A 23,373-nucleotide genomic window follows, 5' to 3' on the forward strand; every position below is an offset into this window, starting at 1 on the left:
ATTATTTAGTTTATTAATTTTCTATTTTCACTACAGACATATTAATGTTATAGGGCTTATTTTCTTTAGATTCTAGCGCTCTGTTTACCGCCTGGATATTGTCATATTTATTTATATATATATAGTATGTACTTGAATTTAAATCGTAAAAGAAATCTACATCTGAACTTCCAGATTTAATCACTTTTTTTACAAAGTCATCTCTTTTATTGGTATCACTATGTACCGCTAATACTAAATAATATCCATCATCTATATTTTTAATATCCTTAAGAATTTGAATGTTTTTATTTTGTATTTCTCCAAAATCAAAATCATCAGAGGTCAGTAAAGTAGTACTTACAGTAGTCGTTTTCTTTAGATTTTGTAGTGTTGTTCTATCTTGTAAATAGCGTTGTTCGTCATTGTCGTATGCAGCACGTTTAATTCTTCTTTTTCGTTCGAATTCAGTCGCTATATTAATGTCTTTTAATCGTGCATTTAATTCGTTTTTAGTAATCTCAGCTTCTTTTTGTTCCAATTCTAAGCGTTCGATAGCTTTTCTATAATAAAGATTAACGCCTTCTAATTTTACAAAATCATTGTCTGAATTATCATCATATAATTTTTTTAGAGCTTCAATTTCTTCATTTCGTGTTTCAATAATCGCTTCTAAATCAGATTTAATAGCGTTTAAAGTATTGTTTTCTTCTGCTATACTTTTAAAAGGTTTTGGTTTAGCGACAATACCCTTTAGACTTAGTTCATATTCTTCTTTTAAATCTTGAAGATCTTGGTTTTTAATTTCAACGATGTTATCAAATTTTTGTAATAATTCATTTTGGGTCGTTTTCAATTCTTCTGTTTCTTTTGTAATAGTAAGCATAGCTTTTCCCACTTGGTCGGTAGGATTTAAAACAGCGTCTTCTTTATCTTGTACTTCTGCTAATAATTTAGCATCAGCAGCAGCTTTATCATTAGCTTGTTGTTCGGCTAATCGTTTAGCATCATCAGCAGCTTGCTCTTTAGCTTGTTGTTCCGCTAATCGTTTGGCGTCAGCAGCAGCTTTATCTTTAGCTTGTTGTTCTGCTAATCGTTTGGCATCAGCAGCAGTTTTATCTTTAGCTTGTTGTTCTGCTAATCGTTTGGCAGCAGCAGCAGCTTGCTCTTTAGCTTGTTGTTCGGCTAATCGTTTAGCATCAGTAGCAGTTTTATCTTTAGCTTGTTGTTCTGCTAATCGTTTGGCATCGGCGGCAGCTTGTTCTTGAGCTTTTTGTTCTGCTAATCGTTTAGCATCAGCAGCAGTTTTATCTTTAGCTTGTTGTTCTGCTAATCGTTTGGCATCAGCAGCAGTTTTATCTTTAGCTTGTTGTTCTGCTAATCGTTTGGCATCAGCAGCAGCTTTATCATTAGCTTGTTGTTCGGCTAATCGTTTGGCATCGGCGGCAGCCTGTTCTTGAGCTTTTTGTTCTGCTAATCGTTTGGCGTCAGCAGCAGCTTTATCGTTATCTTTCTGTTCGGCTAATCGTTTGGCATCGGCGGCAGCCTGTTCTTGAGCTTTTTGTTCTGCTAATCGTTTGGCGTCAGCAGCAGCTTTATCGTTATCTTTCTGTTCGGCTAATCGTTTGGCATCGGCGGCAGCTTGTTCTTGAGCTTTTTGTTCTGCAATCGCTTTTCTATCAATTTGTGGTTTTGTAGCCTTTTTCTTTTTACGGTTTTTATTATTTCCAGAAATTAAACCAGCGATTTCATCACCACTGCTATATTCATAATTTTCTGTGCTTTTAAACCTATAAGCAAGAGAAATCTCATGAGAAGGACCAAACTCTGTTAAATCACCGAGTGCTTTTTCAAAATTATATTCAATAGCAATTTGTGGAGAAATATTAAGACCGAGACCTCCGGAAGCACCGTAAATAGTATTATAACCCACTTGCGCCCAAATTCCTTTAGGAACAGTAATCATAAGCAAACCAGAGATAATGGTTTCCTCTGTTCTAAATTCAGATTTTAGCAAACCTGTAAATTTACTTTCGTCAAAAAAATCTCGCGTATCTAAATATCCTGTATACATTATATGTCCTTGTATACCTTGTTCAGGATTTTCTTCAATTAGCATTGAGGATTCTAAATTGTAGGCAACTATATTTTTAAGGGATATGCCGAAATCGAAAAAACCGGTGCCGTAATTAATACCTGGGTTAACGGTGATTAAAAAATTTTCTGGAACGTTTTCTAATGAAGGATCATCGAAATTAGTGACTACTTTTCCTGTATTTAAACCACTCTTATAAGCGCCAATATTAAGGCCAAAAGTTAGATTACTGTCTCTATCTAGTCTCGCATTGTACGCAAAATTTAGAAGCCCTCCAAACGTTGTTAAAACACCATAGTTTTGTTGAAATACGGCAATTCCGGCACCCATATTTTCGCCAAAACGCCCTGAATAGCTTGCTAAATAGGTGAGTGGTGCATCTTCAAACTCTACCCATTCTCGTTTATTAGAAAGACTAATGTATTTATCCTGTTCACGCACAAAACTAAATGTTGGGTTTATAGTAAAACGGTTAAAAGTTAGTGAATTCCTTAAGGGAATATTAAGTGCAACTACGCCGTTATCTTCTTGAGAATAATACACCTGAATAGAGCAGATGCATAAAACTAAAACCAGAAGATGTTGTTTCATATTATTTAATTAATGTTATTGATCCTTTTTTAATTTCATTATCGGACGTTGTTATTATGTAATAAAACACCTGATTAATACTTGTAAGATTTAAATCGTTTTCTGGCCAATTATTAAGATAATCGGTGGTTTGTAAAACTATTTCTCCTCTGTTAGACATAATTACTATATGGGTATCTGTCCCAGTTACATATTTTGCCGGTAACATCCATATATCGTTAATGCTATCGCCGTTTGGACTTATTAAATTAGGAATATTTTCGACCTCTGGAAAAGGATCGTAAGGTTTAGTGATCTCAAATGAGAATTCGCGAGATCCTAAACAGCCCATAGTTTCGGTAACTACCACTTTGTAATTACCATAAGCGGTAGCTTCAAAATTATCTTCGGTGGCATCAGGAATTAAAACGGTATCTAAATACCATTCAAATTCTGGATTGTTAGCAGTAGAAGAAATGAGTACTAATAGAGATTCATCTTCTTCAATGCTATTCGTTTCATCAACATTAATAGTGCTTTCAAAAAGCTCACTCATTATTGCAATAGCACCCGATGCAAAACAACTTCCTAAGTCTACTTGCACGGCATAAGTACCCGATTCTATAGTATCGTACATTTGATTTGTAGCCCCAGAAATACTTTCACCATCTTTATACCATTGATAACTGTTACCTTGAATGGTACTTAAAGTTGTAGCCCCTTGATCTGGACAAAACTGATTTCCTAAACTAGAAGCAATACCTGCGTCGGTCTCTCCCGAAGCCACCGAACTAACAGTTACGCGATTAGAGAATGAATTGGAAGTACACGTGCCATAATTTGTTTCTACAAAATAGGTGCCTTCTTGATTTACTGATAATGATGCACCATTAGAAACAAAAATTGAAGTTGTCGGTCCCGTTTCTTTATACCATTTAAAGGTAAGTTGAGAATAGTTTAAGGGAGAATTGTTATTACCAGACCCCGGATTGTCTATCGACAATAAGTAACTACCACCTAAACAGTAAACACCTGTGGACACTAAATTATTAATAGTGAATGGTGCATCCTGAATTTTGTAATAAGCGGCAAAAGAGTTAGAACTAGAACTAGTAGCCATAGGTGCGCTACTTTTTATCCGGATTTTATAATTTTCTCCGGCCGTTGTAGTTGGTAAAGAGAAGTTTATGGTTGCTGGAGACGTTGTAATCGTTCCTGCGTTAGACGTATATAGGGTAGTTTCATTAGAAAAATCACCATTAGCATCAGACAATTCAATTGAAAATTGATTTGATGCACTTAATCCATTTTCTGGAGAAAACACGAAAGTAGTAGAGTAGGTATTAAAATCCGCATTAGCACATGCTTGAGTAAAGCCTAAATTCGGAGTTCCTATTACTATTTGCGAATTAACTTTTTGTTGTGAAACAAAAATTAAAAAGCATAGTAGGAGGTATGATTTGTAGTTTAATTTGTTGGTGTACATTTGGATGGCTTGTAGTTTTCTATTCTATAACTAATATTTTAAATTTATATTCAGAGTTTATACACTCTCATCATTTATTATTTATTATTCGTTATTGGTAGCAATTATACGGTTAATTCGTAATCTGTAATCTGGGCTATCTACGTTTTTAGCATCTATAAAAGTTTCCGTATCTGTGCCTTTTGAATACACATTATTGAAAGCCCTGCTTCCGTACCAGTTTTCTAAATCGTCATTACTTCTTCTATCCTTGACAAAAATATTTCCATTACAACTGTTAAAATAATTTCTAGTAAACACTATTTTCTCAAGGCTTTCATTATTTATTTCAATCTTCTTACCTAATATAACAGCAGGATTAAATCCCGAAATTACACTTTTATCAATTTTGAAGGTAACGGCGTCTCCTATAAAGATAGCTTCGTTTACTAAACCAATTTTGATATCATTCTCTAAGTCATTACTTATATTAATTAAAGTAAGGTTTTCTGCCTCGACTACGGTTTGCGTTTTCGATAAGTCGGGAGTTGTATCTGGATCATGATTTAATATATTTAAACATCTGGAAGCTCCTGCCTTAGAAACATAAGGAGATTTTACTGCCAAAGAGTTCGTTATTGTACATTGAGCACCATAATTTATTTGATAATCATTACTACTCGATCTATAAGATACTAGTTTGTCTAAAGTTACATTGCCACCTAAAATACTGAATGAGTTTCCTTCGCAATAACTTATCATTAAGTTATCTAGTGTTGTGTCTTTACCAACGCCAGCGAGAGTAAGTGCGTTAAAATAGCCATAGTCTTTAGTTCTTTTACCAGCGTATTCTATCCTAACATACCTTAAAATTCCAGAATTACTATTTGGATTATCGCCACCATAGCTAATACTTCTAGAATCTGTTGGATTTAAACCAAAATTTAAAACTGCGGTACCACCATTTTTATTAATTGGTGCATCACCAAGAATGAAAAGACCTCCCCAATCTCCTGGTTTTTTTACGCTACGGCTTGATGTGAAAATAATGGGATCTGTATTTTTACCATTAGCAATTAAGGTAGAGCCATTACTAATAGTAAGTGATCCCTTAGTCTTGAAATCCCCGATTATTACTGTTCCGGGCTCAATAACTAACGTTGTACTGTCTTTAACAAATACGTCACCAAGTAGGAGGTAGACATCTTTTTTATATAATTTTGTGTCTTTAATAATATTACCACTCAGTATTTGAGTAGGCTCTCCATACACAACCTTATTGGCTTTAAACTGTGTCCAATTATTTAACCAGTTCTCAAAACCAGTAATTCCCTTTTCTTGTTGCGCATAAATACAGGTACAACTAAGTGTAACTATTAAAAGCAGGATGTTGATAGTGATTTTTCTCATAGCGGTTAAATCAATTTATAAATTATTGGGAATAATATCTTGGACGAATATAAAAATTTATATGAATAAATACACGTTAAATGCAAATAATGACGCTAAAATGCATAAATAATTTAAAAATATAATACTTTTCTTACAAATTTAACAATAACGAAGGTTGTTAATTAAATAGTGAATGGATTTAGGTATTTATTAAAGATTTTGAATACACCTGAATAGAACTAATTTGATTTAAAATCGTTGTAAGTATGAAGAGATTTTAATATTTCTTCATAAAATAATATAGCAGATATAAGATCTCTGGAATCTGAATACGGCAATATTGATCTCTGAAATTCTACGGTACTATCAAAATAATTTGTAGTAGCATCAAGGTTTGCTTGCAACGCTTTAATATTTTCTTTAGTCTCAGGAATCCCTAAAGTTTCCATAGTAACATTTGGGGTAGTTGCAAAGGCGATATTAGGTAATATTTTTACAATAACCTCTATACGACGTATATATAGAGTTAATATAGCTCCTTTTGATAATCTACTTAATTCATCTTGACTGTGATATTTAGCAATGCCGACTTTACCATTGATCAATTGAAGAGATTGTTTATTTTTCTGTGCTGAACTAATACTCACTATCATAAAAAAAATAATGGTAAAAAAAGTAGTTTTTGCTTTCATTTGAGGGGCTTTAAGTTTTATTTAACAAATCTATATAAATTATTGAAAAAAACAACTCTATTCTTAAATATTTTAAGATAATTTTATCGAGCAACTATTCTTTTTATCAGTTAAACTGTATAAACATTGGGTAAAGGGCATATTTATACGACAAATAGCTGTACAGTTAAAATACCAAATAGGTCTTCAGTTTAATAGAAATTATTTCTATTAAAGAGATCATTCTTTAGTGCTCATTTATCCTTATAAAATTTATTTGTAAGAAAATTAATACTTTATTTTTATTTGTACTCCATTCATTTACTTGTTATTAAGCACGAAATATGGTGACCATTTAAATTTAAAATTTATTTATTTTAACCTAAAATACATAATTACATTTCTTCTTTATCGACTGCATTTCATCGAGGTAATTGACTTTAAATAACATTTCAACGTAAATTTTAAGCGTTCGTGCGATTTTTAGTGAAATTAAAAATAAAACCCCCTATTTTAATAGTAATCAAACGCTATTATTATGAAAATTCTAACCACTTTTTTACTATTTGTATCCTTTTTGAGCTCTAATTTTTTAAGCTACTCTCAAGATTACCAAGAAGTTTCGCACGAAACCACTTTAAATTATTTAAAACGCAGCTCTATCTACGTTTATACAGAACTTAATTTAAATAATATCGATACTATTCCAGATTACGATTCAAAGCGTGATAAGCTTAAAATTTCAGGAACCATTTATAACAGCGATGGTATAACTCCTGCAGTAAATGTTTTACTATATATAGAACAGCCTAATGAATTTGGTGATTTTGAATTAAAAAAACAGAACGGTAAGCGTTACGTAAAGCATAACGCTTGGATAAAAACGGATGCTGATGGACGCTACACTTTTTTCACCTTTATACCCGGAAACGACCGACGTTACAAAATTCTAAAACAATTGTTTCCTATTATCAAAGTACCATTACATAAAGAATATGCTTTAGAAAGTTTCTTATTTAATGATGACTATTTACTTACAAAATTATGCCGTAAACGTTTAGCAAAAAAAGGAGATATCACCAGAATTTTAAATCCTAAACTATACAATGGGTTATTGGTAGTAGAAAAAAACATTATTTTAAAGCGTTTTAATTCTGACTTATAAAGTAGTATTACTTTTATATACCGTAAAAACTGATGTTTTAGGGTCTATTATCCCTCTCGTTCTGTGATTTGGCTATCATGAAATGGTACAGCGAAACTTTTCCCTTTTTCTGAGAATTTTATACGACGCTACACGCCTAAACTTAACTTGGGTAACGAATGCGGGAGCTATAAGGTGTACTATTTTAAAATAGCACCGATCTATTGCTTTCACTTTCTCATAAATTATGATATACAATCAAATATATAGTGTTATTTTTAAATTTCGAACCCTGTTACATTATTAATAGGTAACAGGGAACTTGAAGAAAATAGTTTAAACTTCGATTTATCTAAACATAATAATTTACTACAAATGATTAATAAAAGGCTAGAAAAACTTCGCCAAACACTATCTAAATACAATTTAGACGCCGTAATTATTCCATCAACAGATCCCCACCAATCAGAATATGTCGCAGAACACTGGAAAGTAAGGGAATATTTTACTGGATTCACAGGATCTGCTGGGGTGTTAGTCGTTAACCACAATGAAACTGCCTTATGGACAGATTCTCGTTATTTTATACAATTTGAAGATGAATGCGCTGCTTATAACATCAACTTACATAAACAGTCGGTTCCTCATGCACCCGAACACGTACAATGGATATGTGATAGTTTAAAAGAAAAGGCGGTTATAGGAATAGATTTTTTGCAGTTTTCGAAAGCTCAACTTGATTATATAGAGAGCATAGCGAAAACGAAACATATTAAACTGCAAAATATCCCAAATTTAGTAGATGATATTTGGTCTGATAGACCTGGACTACCTAATTTTTCAGTCAATTTACATCCCTTGGAATATAGCGGTGAAACAACAGCTTCAAAAATAGAAAAAGTTCAAAGTAAAATTACCGATGCCAAAGCCGATTACTATTTGTTTTCAAGTCTAGATGAAATAGCTTGGTTGTTTAATATCCGTTCTCAAGATATCGATTTCACACCCTTAGTTACCGCTTACGCCATGGTAGGGTTGGAAAACACAGTCCTATTCTGCAATAGGAATCGATTTACGTCTCAAGCTATCGAGACCTTTTTAAAATTGAATATTAACATCGTTAATTATGATGTAGCAATTGATGAATTAGGAGAAATAGAAGCGAATAAAAAAATAATTGCAGATGTATCCTCTTTAAATTATGCCGTTTATAATGCTGTAAAAAGTCAATTTATAGTTCAGAATTCAGTAGCTAAAGAATGGAAAGCTATTAAAAATGCAACCGAAATCCAGGGTGCAAAAAACTGTATGATTAAGGATGGTATCGCGCTTACCAAATTTTTTATATGGTTGGAAAAAGAACTTAAAACAAAATCTCTTTCAGAGTACGAGATTGGTAAAAAGTTAGAGAGTTTCCGGAAAGAACAAGCCTTGTATATGGGCGAATCTTTTGCTGCTATTGTAGGCTATAAAGGCAATGGAGCGGTTATTCATTATACAGCACCAAAAAATGGCTCTGCACGCGTAAAAAACGAAGATATTCTTTTAGTCGATAGTGGTGCGCAATACAAGGACGGTACTACAGATATTACCCGCACCGTTTGGCTAGGCGGGACACCTACAGACGAATTGAAAACGGCGTATACCGCTGTGTTAAAAGGCTATATAGAACTCGAGAAATTACAATTCCCTAAAGGCACAGTCGGTATGCAAATGGATGCTTTTGCGAGAGTCCATTTATGGAAACAAGGGTTAGATTATGCGCACGGTACTGGTCACGGTATAGGAAGTTTTGGGATGGTGCATGAACCGGCGCAAGGGTTTACAACCAATCCAGCAACGAGTAGTGGTAGTTCAGCACACGCTGCACATCAATTAACAACAATAGAGCCTGGGTGTTATAAAAAAGATGTTTATGGTATTCGTATTGAAAATGTAGTGCTTTCGGTAGGTAAACAACAAACCGAATTTGGAGACTTTTTAGGCTTTACACCAATTACGTTATTCCCTATAGACAGACAACTCATAAACACAACGTTATTGTTAGATTCTGAAAAGGAATGGTTTAATGCGTATCATAAAATGGTTTTTGAGCACTTATCGCCATTATTGAATACCGATGAAAAGGCTTGGTTAAAAGATATCTGTAAAATATTGTAACAACCTTTGCAAACAAGAAATTTTATGAGTCTATTTTTTTATATATTTATGAAAACGGTTATTACGGTTTAAAGTCGTGCGGCATTAATAAAAAGATAAAGCATCGCTGAGGATTGCGTATTTAAAAATTTAACGACATTGGGCAGAATACTTAACGCATAAGAACTGCCAATGTCAATAAATAGTCGGCTTTATTTCAAGTATAAAAACGAGAACGAGTGATACAGTTTACAATAATCAATACTTAAAAGCTCCATATATATGTTACACACTGTTTTATTAGAACGCGAAATATACGCCTCAGAAGAGCATAAAATGATGCAAGGTATGATTCAGGATTTCATTAACAACGAAATTATTGAGCACACTGAAGAATGGGAAAAAAACGGAATGGTTAGTCGGGATATCTGGGAACGCGCCGGAAAATTGGGATTGCTTTGCATTGATATGCCAGAGAACTATGGTGGTAGTGGTTTAGATTTCAGCTTTAGTGCTTTATTTATTGAAGAATTGGGTAAAAAAGGAGTCAGTGGGCCAGGTTTCTCTTTACATTCAGATATTGTGGCGCCCTATCTTTTAAAGTATGGTACCGAAGCCCAAAAACAAAAATATCTACCTCAAATGGCGACCGGAAAACTCATTACATCCATTGGAATGACCGAGCCCAATTGTGGTAGTGATCTTAAAGCTATTAAAACAAATGCGGTAGATAAAGGAGACCATTATTTGGTTAACGGACAAAAAACTTTTATCACCAATGGGTATATGTGCGATATGGCTATCGTTGCTGTAAAAACTAATATTGGAACAGAGAAAGAAGGCGTGTCTTTATTAATTATAGAAAGCGCCTATGACGGTTTCGAAAAAGGAATTCCTTTCAAAAAAATTGGGATGAAAGCCCAAGATACGTGCGAGTTATTTTTTGATAATGTCAAAGTGCCAAAAGAAAATTTATTAGGAGAAGAAGGGAGTGGTTTCAAAATTATGATGACAGAATTGGCTAGAGAGCGTTTAACAGTAGCACTAAATGCTATTGGTGGTGCAGAAGGCGCTATTGAAAATACTATTGACTATACCTCTACAAGAACCGCTTTTAAGCAGCCTATTGCCGCATTTCAAAACACACAATTTAAATTGGCCGAATGTGCTACACAACTACAAGTGCATCAAACGTTTGTAGATCGCTGTACACAGTTATTAACAAAGCATCAACTTACGGCGGAAAGCGCTTCAATGGCGAAGTATTCTGCAACCGAAATGCACAGTAAAATAGTGGACGAATGCCTACAGTTATTTGGAGGTTATGGTTATATCTGGGATTACCCAATTGCCCGAATGTATGCAGATAATAGGGTAGCTAGAATTTATGCCGGCACTAATGAGATTATGAAACTATTAATAGCCCGCGGGCTATTTAGAGAATTGTTTCAACATTTGAAGGCCATAAAAAAACAAGTGTAATTACTAGGTAAAGCCAGAGATCACTGCGTAGAAATAAGAAAGAACAAAGACTTTAAATTAGCAAATGAACACACTATAAAAATATTTAAAGAGTAATTACCGTAAAACTCAATACTATGTGGTGTTAAGAAGTAGAGTCTTAGATAGTATCTAATTACAACGAAATCATTCGTAAAAAAGAGTATTGCAAAAAGCTATTGATTTTCGCATCTTTGTCTAATGTATCAGTCTATTATTAAACACATAAATAATCATATTAGTCCAACAGAAACCGACAAACAATTATTTAATTCTTATTTAAATGAAATTAATGTCGATAAAGGTCAGTTTTTACTCAAGCCTGGCACACATATAAAGCACGAATATTTTGTTATAAAAGGGTGTTTAAAGGCTTATTATATAGGAGACAAAGGCAATAAGCATATTATTCAATTTGCCGTCGAAAATTGGTGGGTTGGAGATTTTGATGCCTTCTATAATCATGTCCCTTCAAAATTATATATTGAAGCTATTGATGATTCACAGCTATTATCCATTAATTATAACAATCTTCAAAAGATTTATGAGGAAGCTCCCATTTTTGAGCGCTACTTTAGAATTTTAACTACTCAAGCTTTTATTTCTCAACGTAAACGCATTTTATCGACACTAGAAAAGAATACAAAAGACCGTTATGCTGAGTTCTGTGCGTCGTATCCAAATATTGAAAACAGAGTGCCTAATTACGACATTGCAAATTACCTGGGTGTTTCGGCAGAAAACTTAAGTCGCGTTAGGCGCCAAGTAAAAAGTTAAAACAGTCTTAATTGATATGCGTCAATTTTATTAGCATTTTGTAATTGTAACTTTGTACGTCTCGAAATTATAAAAGAACGGACACATTGGCTAGATTTTAGTACTAACAAATCAAAAGAAAAACAGATGAGCAAACAACATTTATTAACACCATATAACAACAATATTAACTTAAACAACAGAGTTGTTGTGGCACCTATGACGCGTAGTAGAGCCGATAATGAAGGCAACGTGCCAACTAACAATCTACACGCCTTGTATTACGAGCAACGCGCATCGGCAGGTTTAATTATTACAGAGGGCTCTCAAGTGTCTAAAGAAGCCGTTGGTTATATACATACTGCGGGTATTTATTCTGATGAGCAAGTAGAAGGTTGGAAAGAAGTAACCCAGCGTGTGCATAATAAAGGGGGGAAAATATTTATTCAGTTATGGCATGTGGGTAGAATGTCGCATCCCGATTTTCATAATGGTGAATTGCCATTGTCGGCGTCAGCTATAAACCCGAATGCGCAATCATTTACTGCAGAAGGTTTTAAAGACACGGTTACGCCAAAAGAAATGACCATTGAAGACATTAAAAAGACGGTTAATGATTTTAAAAATGCGGCAGCAAATGCGGTAAAAGCAGGTTTTGATGGTGTTGAAATACATTCTTCAAACGGCTATTTATTTCATCAATTCTTCAATAATGCTTCTAATGAAAGAACCGATGAATATGGTGGAAGTATAGAGAACAAAACGCGTTTCTTTTTTGAAGTGCTCGATGCGATTAAAGAGGTAATTCCGCAGGAAAAAATTGGTGCCCGTTTTAATCCGTCGTTAAATGGTTTATTCGGAATGACGCTGGATGCGGAGACGATTCCGACTTTTGAATATATTATTAAAAAATTAAACGCTTATAATTTAGCTTACGTTCACCTTTCTGAACCCTTTACAGATGTTTCAGAAATCCCTTATGCTGTAACAGAAATCGCTAAACATTTCCGTCCACTATATAACGGAACTTTAATGATTAATACAGCATTCACTCAAGACAAAGGAAATAAAGTAATTGAAGAAGGCTACGCCGATTTAGTCGCTTATGGTAAACCCTATATTTCTAATCCGGATTTGGTAGAACGATTTACAAACCACCTAGATCTAGCAGCTTGGAATGAAGATACATTTTACACCACAGGAGCAAAAGGATATACAGATTATCCTAAAGCTTCAGAATAAAGAGTGTAACTAAAAACAGACCCTATGAAATTTACACGAAAAGGAAGTGCAGTATGAAATGGCATTGGAAAAGACGGACAAGGTCAGGTTACTACAAAAAGTAACGTTTTAGATACGGCACGCTATTCGTTTCACACCCGTTTTGAAGATGGAAAAGAAGGAACTAACCCTGAGGAGTTAATAGGCGCCGCAAACGCAAGCTGTTTTGCAATGCAATTAAGCGTGTTATTAAGTAGCGCTAATTTTACAGCAACAACGCTAGACGTAAGCGCTACCGTGACTTTCATTGATGGGGCGATTACAAACATTATGTTAAACTTAGAAGGAGAGGTGCCAGAAATTGATGCCGAGAGATTTCAGCAGATAGCGCATAAAGCGAAAGAGGTTTGTCCTATTTCAAAAGTGATAAATACAGAAATCGAATTAAAAGTCACTTTAAAAAACGGCTTATTATAGCGCCGATTACGACCAAAGCTAAAGTAGGGCAGGATGGAAGCGGTATTAATAATAGTTTTGCAGGTCGAAAAGTAAATACTATTTAGGAAGACTTAAATGTGAGCCGCAAAGCATTGGGAGTTAATATTTTGACTTCCACTAAAAATAAATTTATTTTTTATGAAAACGATGAGGCTTTATAAATATTTTGGCACTATATTTGTATTATTATTATCAAATTATTAATTACAATATTATTATTATGAGTAAAGGAACAGTAAAATTTTTCAACGATGCCAAAGGATTTGGATTTATCACTGAAGAAGGAGTAGACAAAGATCATTTTGTACACATTTCAGGATTAATTGATGAAATTCGTGAAGGTGACGAAGTTGAATTTGATTTAGAAGAAGGAAACAAAGGATTAAATGCAGTAAACGTAAAAGTTATCTAATTATATATTTCAAGTTTTTTAAAAGCCTATCAATTTATTGATGGGCTTTTTTGGTTTTATATGTTAGCAAGATGTGACTAATAAAATATAGAGCAATTACAGAAGCAAAGCATTTCTAGATTGTTGTATCTAAGCAACTTTATTTGGTAAGTGCTACAGTAACCTAAAGCGTGAAATTGTTTATAAAAACAGCCTTTAAAAGTATTAAATTTGTCCCCTCAAGCGCATTCGAAAGGTTCCTTATCAAGTCATAAATAGAAAAGAATTGCTTATACCACCACACCGCGGCTTTTGTTTATCCTGAGCGTAGTTATAGGGGTTTATCGGTTAATAAGAATGACATCAAATTCCCTATTCCAAATGTTTGAAAATTAAGACGTCTACAACACTTGCGAAAGTGATCCACAACAGTTATGGGGTTGTATTAGTTGGAAGAAAGAATTAAAACCCTAAGATACAATTCAGCACTAAAAGAAAATATTCTTAAAGAATACGGGTTGCATTAAAGCGTAAAATGCTATATAAATAGAAACTTTTTAAAAACACTCAACAGTTCCCACGGCGTGCAGGCTAGCTGTCTCTTAAAAGTGATAAAAAGGAATCCCAAGAAGTCTATACTTTAGTGTTATTCTTCTAAACGTCGTAAATGGGCGCAAACGGACAATAAGTACAGATGGCATAGATAGTTTATAAGCAAATCTCTTAAATACTATTTTAGGCGTTGCTTCACTATTTTGTAAAGGGATCTTAGATATAGCTTACATTTGGGGCTCGGCAATCTCTACAACGCTATTTTTATCTACAACGCTACTATCAGAGGTCTTTGCCATTTCGCTTCTTATTTGCTTAATAGTAAGCGTACTGCCATCATGGCTCCATCCGGGTGGTCCAAAAACATATTTAAATTTGTGGTACCAGTTGTTTGATTTTTTCATATCCTCCCAAATGTTTTTGTATTCGTGAGTTAAAACAACAAATAGATTGTAAGAATCTGGAGGTACAGACACCCCGTATTCTATAGCGATAGACTCATCGAGTTGTTTCCAAGTTCCAAAAACCCTATCAAAAACATTGAGGATTCCCCCGTGGTTTTTGTCCATATATTCAATATTCCGAGCGTGGTGGACTTGGTGCATAGTATGAGTATTCAGAAATTTTTCTATAAACCCCAATTTTTTTACATATTGTGTGTGCAGTTGAAATTGCCATAGCGCTTCAATACCCATACAAACCACAAGCATTTCTGGTGGGAATCCAATTACTACGATCCAAACATAAAAAAAAGGTTTATAAAAAATAGTAAACCAACCGTTACGCACAGCGGTTCCCAAATTAAAATTGTCTGACGAATGATGCACAATATGTGCGGCCCATAAAAAGCGGATCATATGATTTTGACGGTGGAACCAATAATAGGAGTAATCATCTAAAAGCATACAAATTATCCAAATATACCACACATACCCAAAGGACTCCCAGCCCATAATATTCGTTCTAACCCCATCTATTATTGGATTGAAGAATTCGTAAGCTAAGTTAAACACCAATATTACGGCCACTGTTTTTATTAGTGCAGCGACTACTGCAGATCCTAACCCAAGTGATAAGCTTGTTAATAAATCCTTCCATTTATATAGTTGTTTGTCATCCAAAGTTTTGCTGTAGATAAGCTCTATTGCGATAAAGCCTAAAAAACAAGGAACTCCATAAACTAACGGGTTTGTAAAATCCATTTAGTAATAGTTTTAATAAGAGTTTGTGTAACGGTAATTCCGTTCTAAAATTTATTTTCGGCAATATACTTTAATTTAATGCAATACTACTCCTGTACAAAATCTTTCATCTTTAGAATACGTTAAAATTTTATATAAAAAAGGGTTGTGGCGCCGGTTAGTGTTAACAATTATGGTTTTAGGAGACTTAAAGACACTTCTTAACAAACACATCTATTCTTAACACAAGAACGACAAAGATGGTAACCAAATTTAGAGGGTTGCGTGTCTCTATTTTCAAAAAATAGAAGTTATGAGAAAGCGTTTAGGTCATTTCAAATTTTATTTAACTAAGAATATATACGAGATCACATTATAAAGAAATGCTTAAATCAGTGGTATTATGTACACACTTGGAACCTAAATTCATCAAAATTCATGTATCTTTAACATTCAAATTTTAAGCTAAAATTCTATTAGATTTATGAAGTATCTTTCACTTATGTCCTGCCTGCTTGTTCTACTATTCTCTAGTTGCAATGAGGTCAATCCCAAAAGTGAACAAGAGGTGCGTGAGTTTTTAAAACAATGGAACGCATCACATACAGCATTAAAGGCACCGTATTTAGAACGCGATTATATGCCCGTTGTAACGTATTACGGAGAAGAGCGTACTAGAACTCAGGTGCAACAAGATAAGAAACTGTTATTTCAGCAATTTCCGAATTATACACAACGTATTTTAAATGACCCACTTACTATTACCAAAGAGGCTGGAGTTTATTTAGTTACGTTTACAAAACGCGTTAGTTACAATGGAATAGAAGCCGATTACACCTCTTATCTTTCCATGATGATAAGAAATGGTGATTTTCAAATACTAAGAGAAGGTGTTGCTGAAAACTCTAAAGATCTAGATGCTCCTATTTTTCCGAGTGCTCGCGCAGATATCGCTTTCTTTACTAATAACAGACAATTGTTCGGCGATTTTAATGGCGATGGTCTATCGGACTATGCAACTGTGATCTCTCCAACGACAACCATGGCGCAAAGTGGCGATACGGTGGTATGTAAAGGAGAATGCAACAGCGTAATCACCTTTAGTAATAAAGACCTTAAGGCTATAACCATTAAAGGGGCATACAAATCGCAGTTAGAAAACCTTAAAGACCTTAATAGTGATGGTGCAGACGAGATTGGTTTCTGGGATATAAAACCCACAACCAAGAGTTTCTATGTATTTGATGCTACCAATGGCGCTTTACTTAGTGGGCCTGTTGTAATTAACACCACCGTCCATAAAAACCTTAATCTTATCGACGTTTTTAAAAATGCCGGCCCTAATAAAATTACGGTAACACGCAGTGCGCAAGTTAATGGAAAGTGGATTTTAGAAAACGAAACAATTGCTCTGGATTAACCGGATAATTATATTTAATCAGTTTCTTATAAACAGAGCTAAAAGGAGAGCTTTTATTTTGGCGATGTAATAGTAGTGCATATATTTAATTCTGAAAGTAATATTACTGCAATACTTACGATGGGGGATAAATTATGATTACATATAACAAGTGCTAAAACTTTATTTTTACTCACATCTTTACTTATTTTTTTTATTTTTTATAAGGTGATCATAAAACTCCTGAAAAACCCATAAAACTAAAAATAAAATGAAACATTGTATTCTAAATAGCTTCTGTTTTTTTATTTAAATACATCTATAAAATGAAAAAATATTTTTAGTACTAGTTGTCGTTATGCAGTCTTTCTACGCTTGCGGACAAGCAAAGAATAAAACAATTTAACTGATAATCCACTAGAGAATATTAATGCTTTAAAGACTGTAGACGGTGTTTTTTTTAATAACAATTATTTAAATAAAGATGCATTAGATAAATTATCTCAATCAATACTTCCAAATTAATATTCTAAATGAAAAAAAAGAAATCTCATCTGGAATAGTAATATCTAGAGCTTGACAGTAAAATTGAAAGCGTTTCTCTAATTCCGAAAAAAGACTGTATCTCTAAGGCTATTTATACGTTTGCGGCAGTCTATGACAATCGTGTAATTGAAAAAACTTGAACCACAGGATAAACCTATTTATAAAATGTACTATAATTAATATTATGTAAAATAGGATTATTATAGTAATTGATCCTTTTGGTATGTCCACGCTTTCCTTTAATAAAAATTTAACGCTATTGTTTCATTTAAGCAAATCAAGAAATGGATTGAGCGCACCGCGCATTCTTAAATAGTATAAATTTGATAAGAACAAATTATTAATCTTAAAATCTAAAATTATGAATAATGATCAATTAGAAGGAAAATGGAAACAAGTTAAGGGTAAATTCAAACAAAAATACGGAGATCTTACCGATGACGATGTAACTTATTCTGAAGGAAAATTTGACCAAATGATGGGGAAACTTCAGGAAAAAACAGGAAAAACAAAGGAACAAATCTCTGATGAAATTAAAAATATGTAATTTAACAATTATTCAATTAGCGTAAAACACTAATTATTAAAGAGAGCGATCCTACGGGGTTGCTCTCTTTTTTTTGCCTTGGTAATACTTAATTTTTTCCTAAATTAGATTCTAATTGCGAAGTGTTTTAGTATCTTTAGTTAATAACATCATTAACTATTAAACATCAAATAATATGGACATAAATTTTGAATACCATGAAGTAAACCCTAGTGAGTCACTAGAAACTTTTGTCACAGAGAAATTAAACAAACTATTTAATAAATATGAGTTTATAGTACGCGCCGATGTCTTTTTTAAAATTCAAAACTTTTCTGATAATACAGGAAAAATAGCTGGGATACGTTTAAGTGCTCCTGGCCCTCGCCTATTTGCCGAAGATAATAGTGAGTCTTACCATAAGAGTGTTACTGAAGCCGTTAGCCAATTAGAACGCCAGTTAGAAAAGCGAAAAGGAAAAATGAAAACACATTAAGTCGTAATTAAACGTAATAAAACAAAAAAACTACTTTTAAAAAAGTAGTTTTTTTTTGATCTATAGCGAACGTCCACTGTTTTATAAGAGTCTCCCTTTTATCTCCTCTGTGTTTATATTATAAACACACTCAAAGGCTTCTCGTTTATAATAATTATCCGTTAATCAATAACAACACGTTTATCAATACGTGTTCCGTTCTCGGTAGTTAGTGTAAACACGTAAGTACCGCTAGATAGTGTATTTACCGGAAACACAAATGCTGTATTAGACGTAAAATTGGTTTTGTTTATTAGTCTACCCTCTAAAGCATAAATAGCGAGTGCAACGGACTCATCTTGAGGAGTTTCTAAAGAAATGGTAATTGCTTTAGAGGCCGGATTTGGATATAATTTTAGTGTTGTCGTCGCCGAAAAAGCAGCAACAAGATCTATACCTAAAGTGTTATTATCTATCGTCCACGTTACTGTATTTACGTGTATCGTAGTATGGTCATTAATGGCTTGCAAATTAGAATCATCTATTACAGTTGCTGTCAGCGTATTGGAACCCATAACGAAATCATTTTCGTCTAGCTGTAAACTATCAGTATTTCCTGCAATAGTGGTTGCATTCAAATGCCAACTAATCGCTAACGTATTCGGCATTGGATAAATTACATTTAAATTGAAAGGTATCGGATAGGTATCGGGTTCTAAAGTGATTGAATTATCTGGTAAAAATGACTCTATGGTCGCAACATAGTCGTGAATCTTTTCGATAATACCATCGCTACATACCGAACAGAAAGCATTTCCTAAAACTTCCATTTTACACGTTGTGTGTGGTTTATACCAAGTACCAGAGGTGTCACCGCAGCAATGCTGATGCGTTCCAATACCGTTTACACCCATCCAATTACTCCATTTTACGGTGGTCGGATCGTTATTTTGCGTTAAGTTAATCCCTTCTTCTGCGTAATAATCTCCCGCCCAATATTCATCTTTTAATTCCGAAAACGAATGTCCGATTTCGTGCAAAGCAATTTCAGAACCGCTGGAATGCGTTGTTCCTATTGCAATAGCACCTCCACTCCCACCGTAATGTGGCGAATTTGTTAACACCACAATTTGATCGTACGACGGAATATTTGCAAATACCACTTGACTTACCAATAGGTTGTTACAGGTTAACAAGCGGTGTACATTATAACTATCAAAAGTCGAATCGAAGTAGGTGTCTACCATTTGAATAGGATGATAAGGCTCGGTAACGTCTGTTGCCGTTCCGGGATGATCTGCGCCACTTTCGTTTGAAGCCACTTTTATCGCATACACATTAAAGAAATTTTTATATTCTTTAAAGGGGGTTTGATTAAAAATTCCGGTGGTAAAGGCTTGAGCATCGCTTATAAATAAACCCTCTTCGGCAGCTGTATAGCCGTCGCCAATGAGTACTAAATTAATATGGTTATCGACCGCACCATTAACCAAAATATTTTCGACAGGAAACACTTGGGCCTGCATAGTAAAGCAACTAAAAACAATCAGTAAGGTTATAAAAATGGTTTTCATAGTTTTATTTTTTTAAGATGAAGGGCATCTAAATTCTCTAATACGTAGTGAATACTTATAAATTTCGAAGCTTTTTTAAGGGGGAAACGCGCAGTAAACGTTGCGCTATCTAATGCTATCGTACGCTTTATAAAATGATTGGTATCGTTTACATATTCTACCTCTCGCAATAGAGGATCTGGCAGCGTAAACGATTGTAAAACGGTATCGTTTTTATCTAAAATAGAACACACTAAATGCTTTTTAGACGGTGTTACTGTAGCGGTATGAGGTGTCTTTAAACGGCCTTTTTGTTTTTGAAGATCTACTAAATCAACCACATAATTGGAGTTGATTTTTTTAATACTAAAACTGGCGTTTACAATATAATTATCTGGTACTTGAGGTACTTCTTTTAAAATGTTCTTGTTTGTTCTTGTGGAACGATCAGTCGCTGTTACAATAGGTTTACAACCCAGTTGAAGACTAAAAATAATACAAATAAGATTTTTCACCTTCATAACCTCTCTGTGGCAATTAATAACAGCTAACGTTTATAAAGTTAGTGTTTTAAATGAGATCATTAACTTTTTTTCTAGAGCTTTTAATTGCGACATTTCATTTGAAAGTACTAAAGCAATCGACTCGCCTTTTTTGCCCGCTCGTGCAGTTCTACCACTTCTGTGCGTGTAATATTCTAAATGCTCAGGTAATTGATGGTGAATAACAAAACCTAAATTATCAACGTCAATACCACGTGCCGAAACATCGGTAGAAATTAAAATCTGAAGATTAGTATTCTTAAACGCACGCATCACTTTATCGCGGTCTTTTTGTGTCATATCGCCTTCTAATGCATCTACATTAAATCCTTCTTTTTGAAGTAATTGTTTTAATCCTTGTGCGCCAGCTTTAGTTTTACAAAACACAATACCGCGTTTCTCTTCCCTATCTTCTAGTAATCTAATTAAAGTTTCAGGTTTGTTAGCAATAGTGGTTTCTACAACATAATGAGAGATATTCGCGTTCACCAGACTATCTCTGTCTATTTCAATACGCATCGCATCTTTAGACACGTAACGTTTTACGATGTCTTTTAAATCTTCGGGCATAGTGGCCGAAAATAACCAGACATTTCTGGTTCCAGAAGTCGCCTTAAGAATGGTGTTTAAATCTTGCTTAAAGCCCATACTTAGCATTTCGTCTGCTTCATCTAAAACAATGGTTTTTATCTGTTTTAAATCAATGCAGTCTTTATCTAATAAATCGACTAATCGCCCAGGTGTTGCTACCACTATGTGTGTGGTACGCTTTAGGTTTTTAATCTGAATATCTATTTTTTCACCGCCATAAACACCTTCAACAAAGACTTGTGCATCATTGTATTTCGTGAATTTAAAGAGTTGTTTTTTAATTTGCTGAACCAATTCGCGTGTTGGCGATAAAATTAATACCTGAATAGCGTCCAAACTCGGGTTTACTTTATGCAATGCCGGTATACCGTAGGCAGCTGTTTTTCCCGTTCCTGTTTGGGCTAAACCTATAAAATCTTTAGCAGACGCCAATAACATAGGTATGGCTTGCTCTTGGATAGCGGTAGGTGTTTTAATTCCTAATTCTTTTAACGATTTGACGTAGTTTTTATGAACTCCTAAATCTTTAAATGTACTCATAATATATAATGTAATTAGAAATAATAATTGGTAACGATTAGAATAAAAAACGGTAAAATAGCGTAATTAACACTAATCTTCAGGCGGAAATCCGTTGATTTCTTCAAAAACTTCATCAAAATTAGTACGTAAATACGAGTTTAATTTCTTGCGGTAATCGTCTTTTAACCATTCCACAAAATTAAAGGTACTTTTACTAATACATTTGGTATAACGGTGAATTCTAAAATCGATATCGTCTACTAATAATTTTGCAAGAGCCAAAGCATCCCACAAGTCTTCACTGTTTTCAATACAAATTTTTGCATGATGTTGTATAGAGCGTTCTAAAATAACTTTAGAGGATTCTCCGTTTCTAATCGATGCAATATAATTTTTCTTTACATCGAAATAAACATCTTCAGATTTTGCAAATTCAGCACGAACGGCTTCAGGCATTTCATATCTAAAGTTTTCTTCTAAATCTTCATCATTTAAAATACCATCCAAGTAGAAATTTGGCGATCTAAATATTTTTTGCCAATCTAAATCATTTCCCCAAGGTCCAAAACGATGTAAATTGTTACCTAAATCAATAACCGTAAATTTAGATTTATTCTTTAAAATACGCGATCCACGCCCAATCATTTGGTAGTATAATGTCAGTGATTTTGTGGCTCTATTTAGTACAATACAATCTACCGTAGGCTCATCGAATCCTGTGGTTAAAATACTCACCGATGTAAGGATCGCATCTGGTGTTTCTTTAAACCATTTTAAAATGGCTTTACGTTCTTTTTTACTGTTATTATTATCAAGGTGAGCTACTGGGTATCCTGCACGTCTAAAGGTGTCGTAAACGTGTAGCGAGGTGTTAATACCGTTGTTAAATATTAACGTTTTTCGTCCTTTACAGCGTTCTTCGTAAGCTTGAATAAGCTTCGTTAACATGTCTGTATTGGTGTATAAATCTTCAGAAGATTTTACCGTATAATCACCGTTAGCTCCAACAACCAAAGAGGTTAATCCTACGTTATAAGAAAAGACTTCGGCACGTGCCAGAAATTCATTTTCTATTAACGAATGAATCGTTTCTCCTACAATTAATTCGTTGTAGTTATCCTTCATTGGTAGATTAATATTACTACTTAAAGGTGTTGCTGTTACTCCTAAAATAAAGGATTTTTCGAAAAACTTAAATAATTTAGTAAAGGAGTTATAATGCGCCTCATCAATAATAACCAAACCAATGTCCGAAATATCTAGTTTATCATCCGTTAACCTATTGTTTAAGGTTTCTACCATCGCCACAAAACAATTGTAATTACCTTGATCAGATAAATCGGCTTTACTATCAATTACTTTATTAGACACCCCAAACTCAGAAAGCATGTTCGAGGTTTGTTTGCACAATTCTATTCGGTGCGTCATCACCAAAACTTGCTTTTTATGATTTTTTAAGTATTGTCTTACAATCTCAGAAAATATTACTGTTTTACCACCACCAGTAGGTAATTGATACAAGAGGTGATAATCTTCTGGCGCGTCTTCAAAACATTTGAAAATCTTATTTATAGCCCCTTCTTGGTAACTATATAAATTCTTCCCTTCCGTGCGTTCTTCTAATTCTAAAGCTGTTACTGACATCTAATAAATTCCGATTTTACA

General features: G+C 33.9%; 19 protein-coding genes. 10 read left to right on the forward strand and 9 right to left on the reverse strand.

Going from position 1 to position 23,373, the window contains the following annotated elements; genetic code table 11:
- Window positions 1-13: 13 nt before the first annotated feature.
- From ES677_RS06275 to ES677_RS06290, 4 genes are all read right to left on the reverse strand, one after another.
- Window positions 14-2,665, reverse strand: a complete 2,652-nt coding sequence (locus tag ES677_RS06275; RefSeq protein WP_148380775.1) for a PorP/SprF family type IX secretion system membrane protein — start codon at window positions 2,663-2,665, stop codon at window positions 14-16.
- A gap of 1 nt (window position 2,666) precedes the next feature.
- Complete coding sequence (locus ES677_RS06280) at window positions 2,667-4,130, reverse strand: T9SS type B sorting domain-containing protein (RefSeq protein ID WP_148380776.1); 1,464 nt, start codon at window positions 4,128-4,130, stop codon at window positions 2,667-2,669.
- Between the two features lie 84 nt (window positions 4,131-4,214).
- On the reverse strand, window positions 4,215-5,519 hold the full coding sequence (locus ES677_RS06285; RefSeq protein ID WP_148380777.1) for a hypothetical protein: 1,305 nt from the start codon (window positions 5,517-5,519) through the stop codon (window positions 4,215-4,217).
- A 221-nt stretch (window positions 5,520-5,740) separates the two neighbouring features.
- Window positions 5,741-6,193, reverse strand: coding sequence for a hypothetical protein (locus ES677_RS06290; protein WP_148368900.1), 453 nt, complete (start codon window positions 6,191-6,193; stop codon window positions 5,741-5,743).
- A gap of 517 nt (window positions 6,194-6,710) precedes the next feature.
- On the opposite strand from ES677_RS06290, the gene ES677_RS06295 reads away from it, so the two are divergent.
- From ES677_RS06295 to ES677_RS06325, 7 genes are all read left to right on the forward strand, one after another.
- Window positions 6,711-7,337, forward strand: a complete 627-nt coding sequence (locus ES677_RS06295; RefSeq protein ID WP_148380778.1) for a hypothetical protein — start codon at window positions 6,711-6,713, stop codon at window positions 7,335-7,337.
- Between the two features lie 354 nt (window positions 7,338-7,691).
- Window positions 7,692-9,476: an aminopeptidase P family protein gene (locus tag ES677_RS06300; RefSeq protein WP_148380779.1), complete on the forward strand. Its 1,785-nt coding sequence runs from the start codon at window positions 7,692-7,694 to the stop codon at window positions 9,474-9,476.
- 261 nt (window positions 9,477-9,737) lie between these two features.
- Window positions 9,738-10,937, forward strand: coding sequence for an acyl-CoA dehydrogenase family protein (locus ES677_RS06305; protein ID WP_148368894.1), 1,200 nt, complete (start codon window positions 9,738-9,740; stop codon window positions 10,935-10,937).
- Window positions 10,938-11,156: 219 nt separating this feature from the next.
- Entirely contained in the window at window positions 11,157-11,732 is a 576-nt protein-coding gene (locus ES677_RS06310; RefSeq protein ID WP_148368892.1) for a Crp/Fnr family transcriptional regulator, read from the forward strand.
- 126 nt (window positions 11,733-11,858) lie between these two features.
- Window positions 11,859-12,953 (forward strand): alkene reductase, encoded by a 1,095-nt coding sequence (locus ES677_RS06315; protein ID WP_148380780.1) that lies wholly within the window; start codon window positions 11,859-11,861, stop codon window positions 12,951-12,953.
- Between the two features lie 63 nt (window positions 12,954-13,016).
- Window positions 13,017-13,409, forward strand: coding sequence for an OsmC family peroxiredoxin (locus ES677_RS06320; protein WP_246124388.1), 393 nt, complete (start codon window positions 13,017-13,019; stop codon window positions 13,407-13,409).
- A 241-nt stretch (window positions 13,410-13,650) separates the two neighbouring features.
- A complete protein-coding gene (locus ES677_RS06325) occupies window positions 13,651-13,842 on the forward strand; it encodes a cold-shock protein (protein WP_148368890.1) in 192 nt (63 codons plus the stop codon).
- 758 nt (window positions 13,843-14,600) lie between these two features.
- Here the strand turns inward: ES677_RS06325 and ES677_RS06330 are convergent.
- Entirely contained in the window at window positions 14,601-15,575 is a 975-nt protein-coding gene (locus ES677_RS06330) for a sterol desaturase family protein (protein WP_148368889.1), read from the reverse strand.
- A 463-nt stretch (window positions 15,576-16,038) separates the two neighbouring features.
- Between ES677_RS06330 and ES677_RS06335 the strand changes: the two genes are divergently transcribed.
- The 3 genes from ES677_RS06335 to hpf all read left to right on the forward strand — a co-directional run bounded on the left by ES677_RS06335 (window position 16,039) and on the right by hpf (window position 18,521).
- Entirely contained in the window at window positions 16,039-16,974 is a 936-nt protein-coding gene (locus ES677_RS06335) for a hypothetical protein (RefSeq protein ID WP_148368888.1), read from the forward strand.
- Window positions 16,975-17,860: 886 nt separating this feature from the next.
- Window positions 17,861-18,046 carry a CsbD family protein gene (locus tag ES677_RS06340; RefSeq protein WP_148368887.1) on the forward strand — a complete coding sequence of 62 codons (186 nt, stop codon included), beginning with the start codon at window positions 17,861-17,863 and terminating at the stop codon, window positions 18,044-18,046.
- 175 nt (window positions 18,047-18,221) lie between these two features.
- Window positions 18,222-18,521 (forward strand): ribosome hibernation-promoting factor, HPF/YfiA family, encoded by a 300-nt coding sequence (gene hpf / locus ES677_RS06345; RefSeq protein WP_148368886.1) that lies wholly within the window; start codon window positions 18,222-18,224, stop codon window positions 18,519-18,521.
- A 161-nt stretch (window positions 18,522-18,682) separates the two neighbouring features.
- Here hpf and ES677_RS06350 read toward each other — a convergent pair whose 3' ends face one another.
- The 4 genes from ES677_RS06350 to ES677_RS06365 form a co-directional block, all read right to left on the reverse strand.
- On the reverse strand, window positions 18,683-20,074 hold the full coding sequence (locus ES677_RS06350) for a T9SS type A sorting domain-containing protein (protein ID WP_148380781.1): 1,392 nt from the start codon (window positions 20,072-20,074) through the stop codon (window positions 18,683-18,685).
- Window positions 20,071-20,574: a hypothetical protein gene (locus ES677_RS06355; RefSeq protein ID WP_148380782.1), complete on the reverse strand. Its 504-nt coding sequence runs from the start codon at window positions 20,572-20,574 to the stop codon at window positions 20,071-20,073. Before ES677_RS06355 ends, ES677_RS06350 begins: the two co-directional genes overlap by 4 nt.
- Before the next feature lie 33 nt (window positions 20,575-20,607).
- Window positions 20,608-21,726: a DEAD/DEAH box helicase gene (locus tag ES677_RS06360; protein ID WP_148368883.1), complete on the reverse strand. Its 1,119-nt coding sequence runs from the start codon at window positions 21,724-21,726 to the stop codon at window positions 20,608-20,610.
- Window positions 21,727-21,798: 72 nt separating this feature from the next.
- Entirely contained in the window at window positions 21,799-23,352 is a 1,554-nt protein-coding gene (locus ES677_RS06365; RefSeq protein ID WP_148368882.1) for a DEAD/DEAH box helicase, read from the reverse strand.
- Window positions 23,353-23,373: the final 21 nt, after the last annotated feature.

The organism is Bizionia gelidisalsuginis (genome assembly GCF_008086185.1).
Taxonomy (GTDB): Bacteria; Bacteroidota; Bacteroidia; order Flavobacteriales; family Flavobacteriaceae; genus Bizionia; species Bizionia saleffrena.

Excerpts from the sequence above, each read along its gene's own strand:
- ES677_RS06340 (WP_148368887.1), top strand. The coding sequence starts at position 17,861 with ATGAATAATGATCAATTAGAAGGAAAATGGAAACAAGTTAAGGGTAAA.
- ES677_RS06280 (WP_148380776.1), bottom strand. The coding sequence starts at position 4,130 with ATGTACACCAACAAATTAAACTACAAATCATACCTCCTACTATGCTTT.
- ES677_RS06290 (WP_148368900.1), bottom strand. The coding sequence starts at position 6,193 with ATGAAAGCAAAAACTACTTTTTTTACCATTATTTTTTTTATGATAGTG.
- ES677_RS06335 (WP_148368888.1), top strand. The coding sequence starts at position 16,039 with ATGAAGTATCTTTCACTTATGTCCTGCCTGCTTGTTCTACTATTCTCT.
- ES677_RS06330 (WP_148368889.1), bottom strand. The coding sequence starts at position 15,575 with ATGGATTTTACAAACCCGTTAGTTTATGGAGTTCCTTGTTTTTTAGGC.
- ES677_RS06305 (WP_148368894.1), top strand. The coding sequence starts at position 9,738 with ATGTTACACACTGTTTTATTAGAACGCGAAATATACGCCTCAGAAGAG.
- ES677_RS06315 (WP_148380780.1), top strand. The coding sequence starts at position 11,859 with ATGAGCAAACAACATTTATTAACACCATATAACAACAATATTAACTTA.
- ES677_RS06310 (WP_148368892.1), top strand. The coding sequence starts at position 11,157 with ATGTATCAGTCTATTATTAAACACATAAATAATCATATTAGTCCAACA.
- ES677_RS06275 (WP_148380775.1), bottom strand. The coding sequence starts at position 2,665 with ATGAAACAACATCTTCTGGTTTTAGTTTTATGCATCTGCTCTATTCAG.
- ES677_RS06325 (WP_148368890.1), top strand. The coding sequence starts at position 13,651 with ATGAGTAAAGGAACAGTAAAATTTTTCAACGATGCCAAAGGATTTGGA.
- ES677_RS06300 (WP_148380779.1), top strand. The coding sequence starts at position 7,692 with ATGATTAATAAAAGGCTAGAAAAACTTCGCCAAACACTATCTAAATAC.
- ES677_RS06360 (WP_148368883.1), bottom strand. The coding sequence starts at position 21,726 with ATGAGTACATTTAAAGATTTAGGAGTTCATAAAAACTACGTCAAATCG.
- ES677_RS06365 (WP_148368882.1), bottom strand. The coding sequence starts at position 23,352 with ATGTCAGTAACAGCTTTAGAATTAGAAGAACGCACGGAAGGGAAGAAT.
- ES677_RS06285 (WP_148380777.1), bottom strand. The coding sequence starts at position 5,519 with ATGAGAAAAATCACTATCAACATCCTGCTTTTAATAGTTACACTTAGT.
- hpf (WP_148368886.1), top strand. The coding sequence starts at position 18,222 with ATGGACATAAATTTTGAATACCATGAAGTAAACCCTAGTGAGTCACTA.
- ES677_RS06355 (WP_148380782.1), bottom strand. The coding sequence starts at position 20,574 with ATGAAGGTGAAAAATCTTATTTGTATTATTTTTAGTCTTCAACTGGGT.
- ES677_RS06350 (WP_148380781.1), bottom strand. The coding sequence starts at position 20,074 with ATGAAAACCATTTTTATAACCTTACTGATTGTTTTTAGTTGCTTTACT.
- ES677_RS06295 (WP_148380778.1), top strand. The coding sequence starts at position 6,711 with ATGAAAATTCTAACCACTTTTTTACTATTTGTATCCTTTTTGAGCTCT.